A 17,539-nucleotide genomic window follows, 5' to 3' on the forward strand; every position below is an offset into this window, starting at 1 on the left:
CTATATCTCCGGGGCGCGAGCGGCGCGATTGAGGTCTGTCAATGAAAGGCTGCGGTCGAACAACGGCGCCAGGCTCTGGTCGTGGCTGACAAACAACAGGCTCGAACCGGCCTCCCGGCATTCGGCGAAGAGCAGCTGCAGGAAGGCTTCTCGACTGTCGGCATCGAGCGCCGAGGTGGGCTCGTCGGCGATCACCAGCTCCGGCTGACCGATCAGCGCGCGTGCCGCAGCGACGCGCTGTTGCTGTCCGATCGACAATGCTTCGGCACGTCGATCGAGCAGGTTCCTGGGCAGTCCGAGATGCTGGAGCAGGCTTGCCGTTGCCTGCGCAACGCTGCCATGCCGCTGACGCGCGCGCTCGGCGCGAGCCTTCGAGAAGTGACAGGGCAGGCCTACATTCTCGGCCACCGAGAGAAAGGGCAGCAGGTTGAATTGCTGGAAGATATAGCCGGTGTGGTCGACGCGAAAACAGTCTCGCGCGCCGGCCGAGAGCGACGCGAGATCGCTGCCGAGCAGGCGAACCGTCCCACGCTGCGCTTTATGCACACCGCCGATCAGGCCGAGCAAGGTGGTCTTGCCGCTACCGGACGGGCCTTTGAGAAACAGGCTCTGGTTTCGTTCCAGCTTGAAGCTGGGGATGTCGAGCAGTTCTGCCTGGCCGGGCCAGGCAAAACCCAGTTGGTGGAGATCGAGCAACGGTGCGGTCATCGAAATGATCCGTTTCAGGCGAGCCGGTAAGTTTACTGCGTCGGGCCGGGTGGCGGCAGACAGCGGGGTCAGAACGTCGCGCGTGGCTGGCTGGAGTCGAGTTGCGCACCGCGTTGACCGTTCGGGCCGATCAGCTGTGCCTGGATTTTTTTAGTGCCGGGGAATGCCTTGAACAGCTCCTGCAGATCAAGCGCTTGCAGCATTTGGGGCGTGGTGCAATCAAAGTGGTAATGAGCGTGGATGTCGCTGTGCTGGCTTTCATGGTCGCCGTCATGCTCATGCTCATGCTCATGCGCGTCGTCATGAGTCGCGCCTTCGAACAGTGGGCTTTCCAGCTCGGTTTCGGCCAGCTTGCAGTCTGCCGCGGCTGGCAGACCAAACAGGGTGCCAGGTTGCTCCAGGCGCTTGCGGGCGGCGGCGATCGTACGCTTGTCCGTTTCGCTGCTCGGTGCGTGTTCGAAGCCCACCAGGTTCATCGCCGGGCTACGGAGTTCTATGTCCAGCATCGAGCCATCCAGCGCGGCGTCCAGCTCGGCAGCGCCGTGCTCATGGGCGCCTAGGCTGTCATGGTGGTGGTGATCATGATCATGCTGCTCGGCGGCCAGAACGAAACCGGGCAGCAGAGCAAAGGGCAGGGCGAGCAGCAGACGGCGCATAACGGACTCCAGTGGGCTTGGTAAGATATGGTTACGTTATAACAAACATTGGGCGCGGCTGGCCAGCCTGCTTGGAGCGTGGGAGGATGCCGGCCAGATGTTTAGGAGAGTGACGATGATTCGAATTCGTGGCCATGTCGGTGAGCTGCCGGTGGACCTCAGCATTGAGATGGACGATCACGACTGGGAACAGCTGGCGCGCCAGTTGCCGGTTGTTCAGGCTGCTCAACCGCAGGCGCAAGCGGTTGGCCAAGCGACGGCTGATACTCATTGGCAGGCGGCGCAACAACTGTTGCGTGAGGCAGGGCGAGTGGATGGTCCGCAGCTGTTGGCGGAGCTGCAAGCGCTGGCGGGCAGCGCCCAGGCGGGCAAGCGGTTGCTGGTGCGCCTGCGCCACAGCACGCAGGTCAAGATTGACAGCGGGGCGGATGCGCCAGTCTACCGTTGGGTCGACTGAGCCATCGACGGCACCCGGATTACAGGCGCTGCGTCTGGAAAGTATCGCAGCGGGTCGGGTCGCCGTTGTCGAATCCGGTGCGGAACCATTTCACCCGTTGCGCAGACGTACCGTGGGTGAACGCATCCGGCACCACGCGGCCCTGACTCTGCTTTTGCAACCGGTCATCGCCGATAGCGTTGGCGGCATTCAGCGCCTCCTCCAGGTCCCCTTCCTCAAGCCATTCATGACGCTGTTGGGCATGGTATGCCCAGACGCCGGCGAAGCAATCGGCCTGCAATTCCTGGCGAACCAGTAAGCCATTATCCCCTTCCATACGGGCCCCGCGCTGACGTGCGGCCTGCATCTGCTGCGAGACCCCTAGCAACGTCTGGACGTGATGGCCGACCTCGTGCGCGATGACATAGGCCTGGGCGAAATCCCCGGCGACGGAGAAGCGCGAGGCCATTTCATCGAAGAACTGCAGATCGAGGTACACCTGCTGATCGCCCGGGCAATAGAAAGGGCCGCCTGCGGAACTTGCGAACCCGCAGGCGGAACTGACACCGCCGCGGAAGAGTACCAGTGTCGGGTCGCGGTACTGCTCGCCGGACTGCTGAAACAATGCCTGCCAGGTATCCTCGGTATCGCCCAGAATCGCCTGGACGAAGGCCACTTGCGGGGCGTCGCCGCGCGCTGGTGTGCTGCTTTGCTGGGTCGGTGCCGAGCCGGTCTGATTGGCCAGCTGGCCGAGGATCTGCATGGGGTCCTGGCCGGACAACAACCCGATCACCACCACGATCGCGACGCCCGCCAGGCTCAGGCGCCCGCCACCGATGCCGCCGCTGCGACCTCTGGCATCCACCACGTTGTCGCTGCGACGCGCCTTCTTCCAACGCATATCCGTGTCCTTTATCGATGTCTGCCGCCGGTAGACCCGTTATGCCGTCCGCTAATTCATCCCGTTGCTTAGCGTTTCGTCTATTTTTCAGTCGGTTCGCCGGGCAATGCTACGTGCCAGCCGGTCGAACCAACGCCTCCCGCTTCGGTCGGATATCTATCGTGGTGCGCAGCCGCTATCAGGGGAGTTTTCGATGCGTTTTGCTCGTTTCGTTCTGGTTGTCCAGGCCGTGATCATGATCGGTTTCAGCCTCGCCTACTGGCTGCGCCCTTATGAGATGGCCAATCTGAACGGGATGCTGTTGATGGAGACCGCCTCGGTCAGCCATATGCGCGTCTATTACGGCGGGTTGCAGTTGGGCCTGGCGCTGTTCCTGCTTTGGGCTATCCGCGGGCCGGAGCGTGCAAGGGCGGCGCTGGTCATGCTGGTAATCACCATGCTAGCACTGGCCGCTGGACGGCTAGGGTCATTGTGGCTCGATGGCGGCGAACTGATCGGTTTCGATCTGGCCTCGCTGATCTATCGGATCTGTGCCGCACTACTTGCCGCGGTTGCGCTGCTGGTCATGCGCGAGCGGGTGGCGCCCGAGGCGCTGGCGGAACGGGTCGAGCCGCCGACCCGTAGGCTAGTGGACGAACCGCCGCAGCCGTTCCGTCGGGGCGATGCTCAACCGGAGCCGGACACGTCGTTCGGGCCGATGCCGCAGCCGTTCCGCCCCGACGATCCAGCACCCTGATAGCGTGTCGGTGGACGAGGAAGGTCACTTCAAACAGGCGATCTAAGGGATGTAACTTAAGCGAAGCACAGCGCGCAAGCCCTGCGACGAAGAGCGGTTAGTCGCCTCATGCGTTGCTAATGTTGGTGCTGGCCGGCCTCAGCTGTCGGGTTGTCAGAGCGTCCAGCAGCAGGGCTCGCCGGTACAGCACCAAACGGTAGCCGCCCAGACAAAATTTATACCTCAGCAAGGCATGCCTATAACCCTGGGCCGCAAGCGACGGCGACGGATATCAAGTTGAGCACGGCGGAAGAATGTCATCGTATGATCCGCGGGCAAGATGAACGCGCTGGGGCCTTCATACCGCCTGTGAGCCCTTTCAAAGAAGCCGTGAAAATCCCGTCATAGTGCTGCTAGCGAGCCGATATGCGCATCCTCGTCATCGAAGACAACCGAGACATTCTGGCTAACGTCCTGGATTACCTCGAGCTCAAGGGTTTCGTGGTCGATTGCGCCCAGGATGGCCTCAGCGGCCTACATTTGGCCGCCACCGAGCACTATGACCTGATCGTGCTGGACACCATGCTGCCGGGCATCGATGGCTATCAGGTCTGCAAGCGTCTGCGCGACGACGCGGGGCGCGACACCCCCATCATCATGCTCACCGCGCGGGATGCGCTCGCCGATCGACTGCAGGGGCTGGGTGCAGGCGCCGACGATTATCTAATCAAGCCCTTCGCACTGTCGGAGCTGGTTGCGCGCATCGAGGCGATCCTGCGACGCAGCCAGGGTTCGCGCAAAAACAAGCTGCAGGTAGGCGATCTGCAATACGACCTCGACACGCTGCAAGCTGCTCGCGCCGGCCAATCGCTGCGGCTGAACCCCATCGGCCACAAATTACTGACAATCCTCATGCAAAGGAGCCCGGCGGTGGTGCGCCGCGAGCAACTCGAAGAAGCCCTCTGGGGTGAGGATATTCCCGACAGTGACAGCCTGCGCAGTCACATTCATCAATTGCGTCAGGTACTCGACAAACCTTTCGACAAACCACTGCTGCACACCGTGCACGGCGTTGGTTTCCGGCTTGCGGAGATCGACCATGCTGGCTAAGCAGCCGTTCGCTCGGCGCATCGTCATCGCTTTCACGCTCATGACGCTGGTGGTCAGTGGGGTGTTTTCGCTGAGTATCGTGGCGGTGGTGCATTTCATCGAAGAACACCTGGTCACGCAGGAACTGAGCGGCGAACTGGACACCGTGCTCAACGATGTACTGGTACTGGGGACTACGCCGCGGCTCGATGCCGCCACTCGCTTCTTCGCCTCGGACATGCCCGGATATCTCATTCCTGAAGCGTTTCGAGGAATGGAGAAAGGTTTCACCGAAGTCGTGAGCGACGATGACGCCTACTACGTCTACCTGCGAGAGATCGACGGCGAGCAATACATGCTGATCGAAGAGCAGCAGGAATTCGAGGCCCGCGAAACGGCGCTGTTCGGTGTGGTTTTTGCTGGCTTCCTGCTGAGCATCGTCGGCGCCTGGGGCCTGGGTCGGCTGATGGCTGACAAAGTGATGGCGCCGGTATCGCGATTGGCCCAGCAGGTACGCCACCGCGATCAGCTGCATCCGCTGGCACCGCCACTGGCAATGCAATACCCCGACGACGAGGTGGGTCATCTCGCCGCGGCGTTCGACAGTACCTCGGCCAGCTGCGCCAAAGTCTGGAGCGCGAGCGGCTATTCACCAGCGATGTCAGCCATGAGCTGCGTGCCCCACTGATGGTCATCATTGGGGCCTGCGAGCTGCTTGAGCAGACGGAGCTGCCGGCCAAGTCCCGCACTCAGGCGCAACGCATCGAGCGTGCCGCGCAGGAGATGAACGAGCTGGTGCAGACTTTCCTGACGCTTGCGCGCGCCCGCCCGGAGCAAACTGCCTTTCTCGGAACAACCCGCCTGGCCTGCGTCGCACAGGAGCAGGCCGAACGTTGGGAATCGTTGTTTCGGGAAAAGGGCCTGAGCTTTTCCATGGTCGAAGAGGGTAGCGACAACGGTGAATACAACCTCACGCTGCTCGGCTCGGTGATGTCCACCCTGCTGCGCAACGCACTGCATTACACCGAGAGCGGTACGGTCCGGCTGGTGATCGAGAACGGCGGCTTTCGTGTCGAAGACACCGGCGTCGGCGTGCCACCGGAGGAGCAAGAGCGCATATTTCAGCCATTCGTGCGAGGGCCTGCAACTCGTGGCGAGGGGCTCGGCCTCGGTCTGTCACTGGTGCGGCGGATCTGTGCGCATCAGGGCTGGTCGGTGAGTCTGCAGCAACGCTCGCCACAGGGAAGCTGTTTTCAGGTGCGCTTCCATCCCGAGACCCTTTGACGTTTTTTTCACATGGTTTTGACGTCCGCTTGATGCGCGTCTGGCTAGTGTGGCGCTCTGCTTTCCAGAAGGAGCGCCCGCCATGAGCGATTCAAGCCCGATCGAACTGGAGTTCTCGCGCAAGTACGACCGCGAGCACGCCCGCCAATATTTCAACAAGCATCACGACGGCCTCGCCCGGCGTCTGTCTCATTGGCGTGACGAGCAGCTGGCTCGTCACGCGCTGAAGTTGGCCGGCGATCCCGATCTGGTCCTCGACCTGCCTTGTGGCGCCGGACGTTTCTGGCCGCTGCTGGCCGAGCATCCGAGCCGAATGATCTTCGCCGCGGATAACTCCATCGACATGCTGGCGATCGCCGAGGCCGCGCAGCCGCTGGAGGTGGTCAAACGAGTGGAAACTTTCCAGGCTTCGGCGTTTGCCATCGACATGAGCGCCAACGCGGTGGACTGCATCTTCTGCATGCGCCTGCTGCACCACATCGCCGATCCGGTGCATCGTCTGGTAATGTTGCGCGAGTTCCACCGGGTCAGCCGTGACACTGTGATCCTCTCGCTCTGGGTCGATGGCAACTATAAAGCCTGGAAGCGCAGGCGCCTCGAGCGCCGGCGTCCGGCCAAGGAAAATAAGAATAGGTTTGTCGTTGCGCGTCCGCAGATCGAAGCCGAGTTCGGTGAGGCCGGATTCGATATCGTCGGACACAGCGATTTTTTGCCCGGCTACGCGATGTGGCGGGTTTACGTGTTGCGCAAGGGGAGCTAAGCATGGGCTTATCGCTTGTTCTACCGCGCGGTGATATCCAGACCACCACTTTTCAGCGTTGGTGGGATTCCCGCGGCGAGTGGGTCGAGGCGCCAACCAGCGTCGCGAGGGTGAAAGTGGCGTGCAGCGCTTGCTACGTCATGACTCGGCGCTAGGGATGCTCTATAGCAAGCGCCAGGTCGGGCACCTCTATCGTTCGCTGAGATACCCCTTCGGCCGTCCTACCGTGTTGCGAGAGCAACAGGCATTGAATGCATTCGCCGCCCTTGGCCTAAGGGTGCCGCGGCTAATCTATTGCGCCGCTCAGCGGGACGCCGGTCAGTGGCGTGCACTGTTAATCACCGAAGCCTTGCAAGGCTTTATCAGTCTCGATCAGTGGTATCAAGACGATTGTCGGCAGCAGTGGGGCGAGGCGGTCCATCGGCGGATGCTCGGAAATGTTGCGGCGACGCTGGCGCGTTTTCACCGAGCGCGCTGGCAACACGGCTGCTGCTACCCAAGCACCTGTTCATCAAGGTACACCCGAATCAAAACTGCCGAATCGAAGTGGCTGTGCTCGATCTGGAAAAAAGCCGCCGCCGATTCCGCCAGGCGGATGCCGCAAGGCACGACCTGCGTCAGCTCAACCGCCATCGAGACGGCATGTCGGATGAGGACTGGTGTCGCTTTCAGGAGGCGCACAGGCAATGCTTTACCGATCTAGGCAAACCCACGCAGAATGGCGCGCTCACTCCTTAACACCAAAAGATGAACAATTAATGAAAGGACGTACCGGGCTTTCCAGGATTTGGTATGCCTCCGGCCACTCGGCAGCTGGGCTCAAGGCCGCCTACATAGGTGAGGCCGCGTTCAGACAGTTGGTGGGCCTCAATCTTCTACTGATACCGGTAGCAATGATGCTCAACGTCAGTCGCGTCGAGCGCGCCGTGCTGATCGCCGTGGTTTTTCTGGGCCTGATCGTCGAGCTACTCAACTCGGCGATCGAGGCGACAGTCGATCGCATTTCCCTCGAATTGCACCCGCTTTCCAAGCAGGCCAAGGACATGGGCAGCGCCGCGCAAATGCTGGCGCTGACCCTGACCGTCATCACCTGGGGCGTAATCCTGCTCTGACTTCGCTTGGCTTCAAGGACCATCCATGAATACTTTCCAAACGTCTCACGGCCATCGTGGGACGCCGGGCGCGCCCATCGGCATCGGCCATCATTTGCTCTTCACCGCGGCCGTCGCCTTGTCGCTCTTGCTGATGTTCACCCTGTTGCGCTTGGGCTTGCTCGGGTACAACCGCGAGCTAATCGGCAGCACACCCATGCCGACCTTTGCCGAGGCACTCGTCAACGGTATGCGCTTCGACTTGCGTGCCGTGGTGTTCATGTTGCTGCCGTTGCTGCTGGCACCGCTGAGCATGCGTGTGATGGCGGCCCGGCGGGTCCTTCGCGTCTGGCTGACTGCCCTGTCCAGCGTGGCGATCCTGCTTGGCCTGATCGAGCTGAATTTCTATGCCGAGTTCCACCAACGCCTCAACAGCCTGGTGTTTCAGTACCTTCAGGAAGATCCCGTCACCGTCCTGAGCATGCTCTGGCATGGCTTTCCGGTACTCAGACTGTTGGGCGCCTGGGGATTGATGAGCGGGCTTATGTATCTGCTGTTCAGGTGGTTGGACCGCCTGACATGCCCAAGCATGAACACTGCCAGGCCGGTGCGTGCAGCCAAGCTGGCCTGGCATTGGCGCGGGGCGGTGTTGCTGTCGCTGGTGCTGATCTCGGTGATTGCTGTGCGCGGCACGTTGCGCCAGGGCCCGCCGCTACGCTGGGGCGATGCCTTTACCACCGATTCGATGTTCGCCAACCACCTTGGCTTGAACGCATCGCTGAGCCTTTATGATGCGGCCAAGCACCGTTTATCCAGCGATCGGGACAACGCATTTAAGGCCAGCATGCCAGCGGAGCACGCCCGTGACGTCACTCGCAGCTTGCTGCTGGGCAGCCACGAGCATCTGGTCGATGCCGACCTCGCACCGGTACGCCGTGATTACCAGCCCCCCGCCGAGGGTCGACTGCCGGTGAAGAACGTGGTGGTCATCCTCATGGAGAGCTTCGCCGGACGCTTCGTTGGCGCGCTCGGGAGTCAGGATGGCATTACGCCGAATTTCGACCGTCTGGCCGAGCAAGGCGTACTGTTCGATCGCTTTTTCTCCAACGGGACCCATACTCACCAGGGGATGTTCGCCAGCATGGCGTGCTTCCCGAACGTGCCGGGGTTCGAGTACTTGATGCAGACGCCTGAAGGCGGAAACCGTTTTTCCGGCCTGCCGCAGTTGCTCAGTGCCCGCCAGTTCAAGGATGTGTACGTCTACAACGGTGATTTCGCCTGGGACAATCAGCTGGGCTTCTTCAGCAACCAGGGCATGACCCGCTTCATCGGACGCGGCGACTATGTCGATCCGGTGGTGCAGGACCCGACATGGGGCGTTTCCGACCAGGACATGTTTGGCCGCGCGCTCACGGAGCTCCAGCAGCTCGACGGTGAGCAACCTTTCTATGCGCTGCTTCAGACGCTGTCTAACCACACGCCTTACGCACTGCCCAAAGAGCTGCCGGTCGAGCCCGTCGCTGGCCATGGGTCGTTGGATCAGCACCTGACTGCCATGCGCTATTCAGACTGGGCGTTGGGGCAGTTCTTCGACAAGGCACGGCAAATGCCTTGGTTCAACAAAACCCTGTTCGTGATACTCGGTGATCATGGTTTTGGTGCGCCCGAGGAGCTGACCGAAATGGACCTGTTCCGCTTCCATGTGCCGATGCTGTTGATCGCACCCGGCGCCCAGGGAGCCTTCGGGGCTCGTCGTGATGTGGTCGGTACCCAGGTCGACATGGTGCCGACCATCATGGGCCGGCTGGGCAATGAAGTCCGTCACCAATGCTGGGGCCGCGACTTGCTCGCACTGGACGCGGATGACCGGGGCTTCGGCTTCATCAAACCGTCAGGGAGCGACCAGACCGTAGCGATGATCCGAGACGACAAGATACTGGTGCAGCCCGATGGGCTCGACCCGCGCCTCTACCGCTATAGCCTTGGCCACAACTTTAAGGCTGAACGGCTGGACTCGCCTGATGCCAGGAAGGTCATGGGCGAGCAACTACAAGCCTATCTGCAAGCCGCTACTCTAGGTCTACTGGCGAACACACTGGGCGACCGCGAGCGAGTGATCAAGGCACGCGGTACGGTGGGGGCAACGCCAGAAAAACTGAAGCCACACGCCGCGCCGGTGAAGCCGCCGTCAGCAACCAAGGGCTGATCTCCGACGACCTATAACGAGCCTGCCAAGGCTAGTTATAGGTTCTGCCTCATTAACGATCGAGAGCGGATGGAGAGGTGAACCATCGCGTCAGCGATGCGATCTATCCAGGCGGTACGGCATTGCCTGGGATCGTTGGAGAGTTCGGCCAACGGCGTTCGCCCGATTATTTCCTGACCAGCAGCACCCCCGCTTCCATGTGGTGGGTATACGGAAACTGATCGAACAGGGCGCAGCGCTCGATGCGGTGGGTGTCCTGCAGCTGGGTGATGTTGGCGGCCAGGGTTTCCGGGTTGCAGGAAATATAGAGGATGCGCTCGAAACGGCGGGTCAGCTCGCAGGTGTCCGGGTCCATGCCGGCGCGCGGTGGGTCGACGAAGACGCTGCCGAAGTTGTAGCTCTTCAGGTCGATGCCGGCCAGGCGGCGGAACGGGCGCACCTCGTTCAAGGCTTGAGTCAGCTCCTCGGCGGACAGACGCACCAGGCTGACGTTGTAGATACCGTTGCCCTCGAGGTTGGCCAACGCGGCGTTCACCGAGGATTTGCTGATCTCGGTGGCCAGCACCTTGGGTACGCGAGTTGCCAGCGGCAGGGTGAAATTGCCGTTGCCGCAATAGAGTTCGAGCAGATCGTCGCTGCGCTCGCCAAGGACGTCATAGGCCCAGCCGAGCATCTTCTGGCAGACCTCGCCGTTGGGCTGGGTAAAGGCGCCTTCGGGTTGGCGATAGCGGAAGACGCGGCCCGCAACGGTCAGTTGCTCGGTCACGTAGTCTCGGCCGATGACGATGCGCTTGCCCTTGGAGCGGCCAACGATGCTCACGCCGAGGCTGGCTGCCATCTGTTCGGCTTCGGCCTGCCAGGCGGCGTCCAGCGGGCGGTGATAGGCAAGAGTGATCAGCGCATCGCCGGAGAGCGTGGTCAGGAATTCGACCTGGAACAGCTTGAAGCTCAAGGCCTCGCTGGCTTGCCAGGCAGCCTTGAGCTGCGGCATCAGTTCGTTGATGCGGCGGCTGGCGATGGGAAATTCATCGATCAGAATCGGTGTGTGCTTGTCGCCGGGCTCGAACATCGCGTAATGCCGCTGGCCGTCTTCGCGCCACAGGCGGAACTCGGTACGCAGCCGGTAATGCTCGCGCGGTGAGTCGAAGACTTCTGGATCCGGCGCGTCGAAAGGCGCCAGCAGCTCGACCAGCCGGGCGGATTTCTCGGCGAGTTGGGCATCGTAGGTAGCTGGATCGAATTGCGGACGGCTCATGGAATCTCTTAGAAGGGTATGTAAGTCGTAGGGTGGATCGGGGCGCGCGGCTGACGCTTCATCCATCCACCATTGCCAGACCGAAGGTGGATGAAAAAAGCGTCATCCACCCTGCAAAGTTAGCCGTTAAAGAAGCCCAGCTTGATCACGAACAGAATCGACAAAACCCACATCGCAGGGCTCAGGTCGCGCCAGCGGCCGGCGAGCAGCTTGATCGCAGTCCAGGCGACGAAACCGAAGGCGATCCCGTTGGCGATGGAAAAGGTCAGCGGCATAGCCAGTGCAGCGATGGCCACCGGCGCAGCGACGGTCAGATCGTCCCAGTCGATATTGGCCAGACTGCTCATCATCAATACCGCGACGAATAACAATGCCGGCGCGGTGGCGTAGGCCGGCACGGCCCCGGCCAGTGGCGCGAAGAACAGGCTGAGCAGGAACAGCAGCGCCACCACGCAGGCGGTCAGGCCGGTACGCCCACCGGCACTGATGCCAGCCGCCGATTCGATGTAGCTGGTGGTGGTCGAGGTCCCCAACGCGGCGCCTGCCATGGTCGCGGTGCTGTCCGCCAGTAGCGCGCGGCCCAGGCGCGGCATGCGGCCGTCCCTGTCCAGCAGATCGGCCTTCTGCGCTACGCCGATCAGGGTGCCGGAAGTGTCGAACAGGTCGACGAAGAGGAACGCGAAAATTACGCTGAGCAGACCGATGTCCAGCGCGCCCGCGATGTCCAGCTGCAACAGGGTCGGCATCAGCGAAGGCGGCATCGACACCACGCCGTTGAGTTCGGAGAGGCCGAACAGGAGCGATAGGGCAGTGACCACTAGGATGCCGATCATCACCGCCCCTGTGACCTTGCGATAGGCCAGCGCAGCGATCAGGAAGAACCCCAGACAGGCCAGCAGCGGGCCGCCAGCGGTCAGATCACCCAGGCCCACCAGCGTGGCTGGATTATCCACGACGATACCGGCGTTTTTCAGCGCAATGATTGCCAGGAAAAGGCCGATACCCGCCGCAATGCCCGAACGCAGCGCCATCGGGATGCTGTGGATGATCCATTCACGGATCTTGAAGATCGACAGCAGGAAGAAGATCGCGCCGGAGAGAAACACCGCGCCCAGCGCCGTCTGCCAGGTGTAGCCCATGGTCAGCACCACGGTGTAGGTGAAGAAGGCGTTCAGCCCCATGCCCGGTGCCAGGGCGATCGGGTAGTTGGCGACCAGGCCCATGATCGCCGAGCCGATGGCGGCAGCCAGGCAGGTCGCAACAAACACCGCGCCGTGGTCCATGCCGGTTTCGGCAAGGATGCTCGGGTTGACGAAGAGGATGTAGGCCATCGTCAGGAAGGTGGTGAGACCGGCGAGGATCTCGGTGCGCAGCGTGGTGTTGTGCGCCTTGAGTTGAAACAGCTTCTCCAGCATGGTCAATCCTCGTGTGTGCCGGTCAGGGGCTGGCGGTTGGTCTGTCTGCCTCTCGGGGCAGTTCATTCGCTATAGCAAAGCCTATCGAGGCCTTGCTCGCAAAGGCCGCGCATCTTACACCGCCCCTGCACTGGGTTGAATTTCCCGTTGCGTGACTGGCGGGTTTCGCCTGCTTGGCTGCTGCGCTATGGTCTGCGCACCGATGCAGATCAGTCATTGGCGCGCATCGACTGAAAGAGATGAAGATGAACAGCATGAATCTGGCGCTGCAGCCGCCATCTGGCGATTGTGATGAAACCGCTCCGCTGACCTGCCTGCACGTGTCTGAACATGGCACGCGCCTCCGGCAGTTTGCAGCGGGGCACCGTTGTGCCTGACTCGATCCAGGGCGTATGCGCCATCGTACTGGCCGCCGGAGAGGGCCGTCGGTATCGCGAGCGTCGCGACGAGGACAAGCTGCTCGTCTCCAGCAGCGGCGCCATTGGCGCGCCTCCTGTGCTGGCCGAGACGCTGAGCGCGCTGACTGGCATGACCGAACGGCTGCTGGTGGTCACCCGGGACGACAACCTCCAGCTGCTGGCCTGGCTCGAACGGCAGGCTGGGAGATTCAACGCGGAAATTCTGGCGGTGCGGACCAATGGCCTCGGCCACAGCCTGGCGCAGGCGGTGGCGCACCGGTCGGCTCGCCGCGGCTGGTTGGTGGCGCTGGGCGACATGCCCTACGTGGAACGCGACAGCATTGCCCGCCTCGTCGCTGCCATCCAGCCACAACGGCTGATGGTGCCGACATATCAAGGTCGCCGGGGTAATCCACGGGGGATCGGTGCCGATTATCTCGATCGGTTGCTCGCTCTGGAGGGTGATCGAGGAGCGCAGGAATTGTTCGCAAGTACGGCGGTGGAGGAGATTGAGGTGGACGATCCTGGCGTGCTGCAGGACATCGATCGCCCGGAAGACCGCCGTATCCGTTGATGCGTCCCCGAAGCCCGCAGCCCGGTGGGCTATGGGGGAATCCCTCGGTCAATCAATACCCCAACGATGCTTAGCTTTTCTCCGCTTCGCCGCCCCCGCTTGTAACCTCCGCTGAACATTCTTTCGCCCGTGGCAGTCGTACCCCTAGACGCACGGACAGCGCACCCAATGCCTGAGGTCTTCGGCGAACCTGCGTAGAACAGGTACCGGACGGCCCCCAACCGTGAGGCTGCCATGAGCGAAACATCTTCTCCTGCAGGTGGGATTGCCGCCTGTTCGATCACCCTTGAATTGAACGGCCAAAGCCGCGAACTCGAGGTCTACCCCTGGACCACATTGCTCGATCTGTTGCGTGAACAGCTGGGGTTGACTGGAACCAAGAAGGGCTGCGACCACGGCCAATGCGGGGCCTGTACGGTGCTGCTCAACGGCAAACGGATCAATAGCTGCCTGACCCTGGCGGTGATGCACGATGGTGCCGAGCTGACCACTATCGAAGGGCTGGCGCAGAATGAAGAGCTGCATCCAATGCAGGCCGCCTTCGTCAGCCACGACGCGTTTCAGTGCGGCTATTGCACGCCGGGGCAAATCTGTTCGGCGGTCGGCATGGTCGCCGAAGGGCGAGCGCAGACCCGCGACGAGCTGCGCGAACAGATGAGCGGCAACCTCTGCCGCTGCGGCGCTTACCCGAACATCCTCGCGGCGATCGAAGAGGCTATGCCGAAGACCCGCGATCGCCTCACTGCCGTGCGGGAGGTGAAGCCGTGAATCCGTTCAGCTATGCGCGTCCGGCTGCAATCGACGAAGCGGTTGGCCTGTTCCGGCCCAACAGTCGCTACATCGCCGGGGGGACCAATCTGCTCGACCTGATGAAGGAAAACGTCACCCGGCCAGAGCAACTGATCGACATCACCCGCCTGCCGATGACCGATGTCGAGGAGACGGCCGAAGGCGGCCTGCGCATCGGTGCGCTGGTCAGCAATGCTGATCTGGCCTGGCATCCGCTGGTGCAGCAACGCTATCCGCTGCTGTCCCAGGCGATCCTCGCCGGTGCCTCGCCCCAGCTACGCAACATGGCCAGCACTGGCGGCAACCTGCTGCAGCGCACCCGTTGCTACTACTTCTACGACAGCACCACGCCGTGCAACAAGCGCGAGCCCGGCAGCGGCTGCCCGGCGCGCGAGGGGCTCAACCGTATTCACGCGATTCTGGGTCACAGCCAGGCGTGCATCGCCGTCCATCCATCGGACATGTGCGTGGCGCTGGCGGCCCTGGAAGCGGTGGTGCACGTACAAGGCCCTCAGGGCGAGCGGAGGATCGACTTTGCCGATTTTCATCGCTTGCCTGGCGACGCGCCTGAGCGCGACAACATCTTGGTCGATGGCGAACTGATCACCGCAGTCGAGCTGCCGCCGCAAGGTTTCGCCGCGCACAGCAACTACCTCAAGGTGCGCGACCGCGCGTCCTATGCCTTCGCCCTGGTGTCGGTGGCGGCAGCGCTGGAGATGGATGGTGCCGGCATCCGCAACGCCCGCATCGCCATGGGCGGGGTGGCGCACAAACCTTGGCGAAAAGCCGAAGCGGAGGCGGCATTGGTCGGCAAGCCGGCCGACGAAGCCGCGTTTGCTGCCGCTGCGGACATCCTGCTCGAAGGCGCCCGTGGCTTCGAGCACAACGCCTTCAAGATCGAACTCGGCCGGCGCGCCATCGTCCGCGCCCTGACCGACGCCGCCACAGGAGTCGCCCGATGAAACCTGTATCTTCCCCGTTCGGCCAGCCGCTCGATCGCGTCGACGGCCCGCTCAAAGTCACCGGCCAGGCACAGTACGCGGCGGAATTCCCGCTGCCTGGACTGCTCTATGGCAGCGTGGTCAACAGCAGCATCGCCCGTGGCCGGATCGTCCGCATCGATTCCAGCGCGGCGGAGGCGGTGCCGGGCGTGGTGCTGGTGCTGACTCACCAGAACCGCCCGCCGATCGCCAGTTACGACGAGCCCTACGAAGATGACGATGCCGCTGAGGGCTCGCCGTTTCGCCCCTTGTACAACGATCGCATTCTCTACAGCGGCCAGCCGATCGCGCTGGTGGTTGCGGACAACCTCGAACTGGCCCGTTACGCCGGCAGTCTGGTCCGTGTCGAATATGAACGCGAGCCGCATCGGACCGACCTGATCAGCGAGCTGGAAACCATGCACAAGGCGCCGGCCGAGCTGCCTGATCCGCGCGGTGATGCGGATGGCGCATTGGCGCGCGCCCGGTTCAAGGTGGACGTGGAGTACAGCACGCCGGTCGAGCACCACAACCCGATGGAGCCGCATGCCTCCACCGTCCACTACTTCCCGGAAGGCAATCTGGAGATCCACGACAAGACCCAGGGCGTACAAAACTGCATGCGCTATCTGGAAGGTGTCTTCGACATGGAGGGCAAAATCCGCATCCTCTCGCCCTTTGTCGGGGGCGCCTTCGGCTCCGGTTTACGGCCTCAGTATCAGCTGACCCTGGCGGTGATGGCTGCACTCAAGCTCAAGCGCTCGGTGCGTGTCGCGCTCAAACGGCAGCAGATGTTCACCTTCGGCTACCGCCCGCGGACGGTGCAGCGCCTCGCCATTGCCGCAGGGGCCAATGGTCAGTTGGAGGCAATCACTCATCAGGCGATTGGCCAGACCTCCCGCTTCGAAGACTTCACCGAACACGAGGTGGAGTGGTCCGGCATGTTGTACAAATGCCCAAATGTTCGGCTGGACTACCAATTGGTGCCGCTAGACGTGTACACCCCACTCGACATGCGCGCGCCCGGCGCGACTATTGGCGTCTATGCATTGGAAAGTGCGATGGATGAACTGGCCTACGCAGCGGGCGTCGATCCGGTGCAGCTGCGTCTGACCAACTTTGCCGAGCGCAACGCCAACGAAGGCAAGCCGTATTCCAGCAAGGAGCTGCGGCAGTGTTATGAGCAAGGTGCCGAACGTTTCGGCTGGTCGCGTCGCACGATGGAGCCGCGTTCCATGCGCGACGGCAACCATCTGATCGGCTGGGGCATGGCCACTGGTGTATGGGAAGCCATGCAGATGCCCGCCGCCGCCAAGGCCTGTCTGGAGCCCGACGGGCGCCTGGTTGTCAGCAGCGCCACGTCAGACATCGGCACTGGCACCTACACGGTGATGACCCAGATTGCAGCGGCGGCCATGGGCTTGCCGATGGAGCAGGTCGAGTTCCGGCTGGGTGACTCCAATCTATCCCAGGCACCGCTGGAAGGCGGCTCGTTCACGGTCTCGTCTGTCGGTACTGCCGTGCAGCAGGCCTGCGACGCGTTGCAGCAAAAATTGTTGGATACGGCCCAACAGTCGCCAGTGTCGCCTTTCACCGGAGCCAAGCTCGACGATGTGGAGTTTGTCGACGGCCAGATGCGCTTGAAGGCATCGCCTGCACATAGCATCGAGATAGCGCAGATTGTTGCAGTCGGCGGTGTAGTTGAAGCCGAGGCGAGCGCCAAACCTGATGAGAAGCGCGATGAGTATTCAACCGCTACGCATTCGGCCGTGTTCGTCGAAGTACGGGTGGACGAAGCGCTGGGTACGGTCAAGGTGCGCCGGGCGGTCAGTGCCGTGGCGGCTGGGCGGGTGGTCAATCCCAAGACTGCCGGTAACCAGGTCGTGGGCGGCGTGGTGTGGGGCATCGGCCAAGCTTTGCACGAGGAAACCATGATCGACCACAACCTTGGTCGCTACATGAACCACAACCTGGCCGAGTATCACGTGCCGGTGAATGCGGATATCGGTGAGATCGACGTCATCTTCGTCGAGGAGAAAGACGAGATCGTCAATGCGCTGGGCTCGAAGGGCGTCGGCGAGATCGGCATCGTCGGTGTTGCCGCCGCAGTCGCCAACGCGATCTACCACGCCACCGGCAAACGCATCAGAGACCTGCCGATTACCTTGGACAAGCTGTTGTAAGGGAGTGACGCGTGGCAAAGGCTTCGCCGTTTTCCACCCTACGGCTGATTGGCTTGCGGCCTGTCAATGTAGGGTGGGCTTCAGCCCACCAATTGGCGA

The 17,539-nt window shown here is 62.2% G+C and carries 15 protein-coding genes and 2 pseudogenes; 12 read left to right on the forward strand and 5 right to left on the reverse strand.

Annotated elements, in window-relative coordinates:
• A complete protein-coding gene (locus CH92_RS03410; protein WP_025240371.1) occupies window positions 1–708 on the reverse strand; it encodes an ABC transporter ATP-binding protein in 708 nt (235 codons plus the stop codon).
• Between the two features lie 68 nt (window positions 709–776).
• The gene (locus CH92_RS03415) at window positions 777–1,364 is read right to left on the reverse strand and encodes a DUF2796 domain-containing protein (protein WP_025240372.1); all 588 of its coding nucleotides are present in this window, start codon (window positions 1,362–1,364) and stop codon (window positions 777–779) included.
• Between the two features lie 115 nt (window positions 1,365–1,479).
• On the opposite strand from CH92_RS03415, the gene CH92_RS03420 reads away from it, so the two are divergent.
• Window positions 1,480–1,821, forward strand: a complete 342-nt coding sequence (locus tag CH92_RS03420) for a hypothetical protein (protein WP_025240373.1) — start codon at window positions 1,480–1,482, stop codon at window positions 1,819–1,821.
• 19 nt (window positions 1,822–1,840) lie between these two features.
• Here CH92_RS03420 and ypfJ read toward each other — a convergent pair whose 3' ends face one another.
• The gene (ypfJ, locus tag CH92_RS03425) at window positions 1,841–2,701 is read right to left on the reverse strand and encodes a KPN_02809 family neutral zinc metallopeptidase (protein ID WP_025240374.1); all 861 of its coding nucleotides are present in this window, start codon (window positions 2,699–2,701) and stop codon (window positions 1,841–1,843) included.
• A 193-nt stretch (window positions 2,702–2,894) separates the two neighbouring features.
• Here ypfJ and CH92_RS03430 point away from each other — a divergent pair, with 193 nt between their 5' ends.
• From CH92_RS03430 to CH92_RS03455, 7 genes and pseudogenes are all read left to right on the forward strand, one after another.
• Window positions 2,895–3,437, forward strand: coding sequence for a DUF4345 domain-containing protein (locus CH92_RS03430; RefSeq protein ID WP_025240375.1), 543 nt, complete (start codon window positions 2,895–2,897; stop codon window positions 3,435–3,437).
• Window positions 3,438–3,842: 405 nt separating this feature from the next.
• Entirely contained in the window at window positions 3,843–4,526 is a 684-nt protein-coding gene (locus CH92_RS03435) for a response regulator transcription factor (RefSeq protein ID WP_025240376.1), read from the forward strand.
• Window positions 4,516–5,789, forward strand: a pseudogene (locus CH92_RS03440) (sensor histidine kinase). Before CH92_RS03435 ends, CH92_RS03440 begins: the two are co-directional and overlap by 11 nt.
• 82 nt (window positions 5,790–5,871) lie before the next feature.
• Window positions 5,872–6,549, forward strand: coding sequence for a class I SAM-dependent methyltransferase (locus CH92_RS03445; protein WP_025240377.1), 678 nt, complete (start codon window positions 5,872–5,874; stop codon window positions 6,547–6,549).
• Between the two features lie 2 nt (window positions 6,550–6,551).
• Window positions 6,552–7,287, forward strand: a pseudogene (locus tag CH92_RS21565) (lipopolysaccharide kinase InaA family protein).
• A 20-nt stretch (window positions 7,288–7,307) separates the two neighbouring features.
• Entirely contained in the window at window positions 7,308–7,661 is a 354-nt protein-coding gene (locus CH92_RS03450; RefSeq protein WP_025240378.1) for a diacylglycerol kinase, read from the forward strand.
• Between the two features lie 25 nt (window positions 7,662–7,686).
• Window positions 7,687–9,846 (forward strand): LTA synthase family protein, encoded by a 2,160-nt coding sequence (locus tag CH92_RS03455; protein ID WP_025240379.1) that lies wholly within the window; start codon window positions 7,687–7,689, stop codon window positions 9,844–9,846.
• 166 nt (window positions 9,847–10,012) lie between these two features.
• Here the strand turns inward: CH92_RS03455 and trmA are convergent, their stop codons facing one another.
• Both trmA and CH92_RS03465 read right to left on the reverse strand, forming a co-directional pair.
• On the reverse strand, window positions 10,013–11,101 hold the full coding sequence (gene trmA / locus CH92_RS03460; RefSeq protein WP_025240380.1) for a tRNA (uridine(54)-C5)-methyltransferase TrmA: 1,089 nt from the start codon (window positions 11,099–11,101) through the stop codon (window positions 10,013–10,015).
• Between the two features lie 119 nt (window positions 11,102–11,220).
• The gene (locus CH92_RS03465) at window positions 11,221–12,516 is read right to left on the reverse strand and encodes an NCS2 family permease (protein ID WP_025240381.1); all 1,296 of its coding nucleotides are present in this window, start codon (window positions 12,514–12,516) and stop codon (window positions 11,221–11,223) included.
• A 330-nt stretch (window positions 12,517–12,846) separates the two neighbouring features.
• Here CH92_RS03465 and CH92_RS03470 point away from each other — a divergent pair, with 330 nt between their 5' ends.
• From CH92_RS03470 to CH92_RS03485, 4 genes are all read left to right on the forward strand, one after another.
• Window positions 12,847–13,488, forward strand: a complete 642-nt coding sequence (locus tag CH92_RS03470; RefSeq protein ID WP_051517544.1) for an NTP transferase domain-containing protein — start codon at window positions 12,847–12,849, stop codon at window positions 13,486–13,488.
• A gap of 234 nt (window positions 13,489–13,722) precedes the next feature.
• The gene (locus CH92_RS03475) at window positions 13,723–14,256 is read left to right on the forward strand and encodes a (2Fe-2S)-binding protein (RefSeq protein WP_025240383.1); all 534 of its coding nucleotides are present in this window, start codon (window positions 13,723–13,725) and stop codon (window positions 14,254–14,256) included.
• Complete coding sequence (locus tag CH92_RS03480) at window positions 14,253–15,239, forward strand: FAD binding domain-containing protein (protein WP_025240384.1); 987 nt, start codon at window positions 14,253–14,255, stop codon at window positions 15,237–15,239. The genes CH92_RS03475 and CH92_RS03480 overlap by 4 nt, the downstream gene beginning before the upstream one ends.
• On the forward strand, window positions 15,236–17,440 hold the full coding sequence (locus tag CH92_RS03485) for a xanthine dehydrogenase family protein molybdopterin-binding subunit (RefSeq protein WP_025240385.1): 2,205 nt from the start codon (window positions 15,236–15,238) through the stop codon (window positions 17,438–17,440). Before CH92_RS03480 ends, CH92_RS03485 begins: the two co-directional genes overlap by 4 nt.
• The last annotated feature ends 99 nt before the right edge of the window (window positions 17,441–17,539 follow it).

It is taken from the genome of Stutzerimonas stutzeri (assembly GCF_000590475.1).
Lineage (GTDB): Bacteria > Pseudomonadota > Gammaproteobacteria > Pseudomonadales > Pseudomonadaceae > Stutzerimonas > Stutzerimonas stutzeri_D.

Bases quoted from the DNA above. Each gene is read 5' to 3' on its own strand.
- CH92_RS03410 (WP_025240371.1), bottom strand. From the start codon at position 708: ATGACCGCACCGTTGCTCGATCTCCACCAACTGGGTTTTGCCTGGCCC.
- CH92_RS03415 (WP_025240372.1), bottom strand. From the start codon at position 1,364: ATGCGCCGTCTGCTGCTCGCCCTGCCCTTTGCTCTGCTGCCCGGTTTC.
- CH92_RS03420 (WP_025240373.1), top strand. From the start codon at position 1,480: ATGATTCGAATTCGTGGCCATGTCGGTGAGCTGCCGGTGGACCTCAGC.
- ypfJ (WP_025240374.1), bottom strand. From the start codon at position 2,701: ATGCGTTGGAAGAAGGCGCGTCGCAGCGACAACGTGGTGGATGCCAGA.
- CH92_RS03430 (WP_025240375.1), top strand. From the start codon at position 2,895: ATGCGTTTTGCTCGTTTCGTTCTGGTTGTCCAGGCCGTGATCATGATC.
- CH92_RS03435 (WP_025240376.1), top strand. From the start codon at position 3,843: ATGCGCATCCTCGTCATCGAAGACAACCGAGACATTCTGGCTAACGTC.
- CH92_RS03445 (WP_025240377.1), top strand. From the start codon at position 5,872: ATGAGCGATTCAAGCCCGATCGAACTGGAGTTCTCGCGCAAGTACGAC.
- CH92_RS03450 (WP_025240378.1), top strand. From the start codon at position 7,308: ATGAAAGGACGTACCGGGCTTTCCAGGATTTGGTATGCCTCCGGCCAC.
- CH92_RS03455 (WP_025240379.1), top strand. From the start codon at position 7,687: ATGAATACTTTCCAAACGTCTCACGGCCATCGTGGGACGCCGGGCGCG.
- trmA (WP_025240380.1), bottom strand. From the start codon at position 11,101: ATGAGCCGTCCGCAATTCGATCCAGCTACCTACGATGCCCAACTCGCC.
- CH92_RS03465 (WP_025240381.1), bottom strand. From the start codon at position 12,516: ATGCTGGAGAAGCTGTTTCAACTCAAGGCGCACAACACCACGCTGCGC.
- CH92_RS03470 (WP_051517544.1), top strand. From the start codon at position 12,847: ATGGCACGCGCCTCCGGCAGTTTGCAGCGGGGCACCGTTGTGCCTGAC.
- CH92_RS03475 (WP_025240383.1), top strand. From the start codon at position 13,723: ATGAGCGAAACATCTTCTCCTGCAGGTGGGATTGCCGCCTGTTCGATC.
- CH92_RS03485 (WP_025240385.1), top strand. From the start codon at position 15,236: ATGAAACCTGTATCTTCCCCGTTCGGCCAGCCGCTCGATCGCGTCGAC.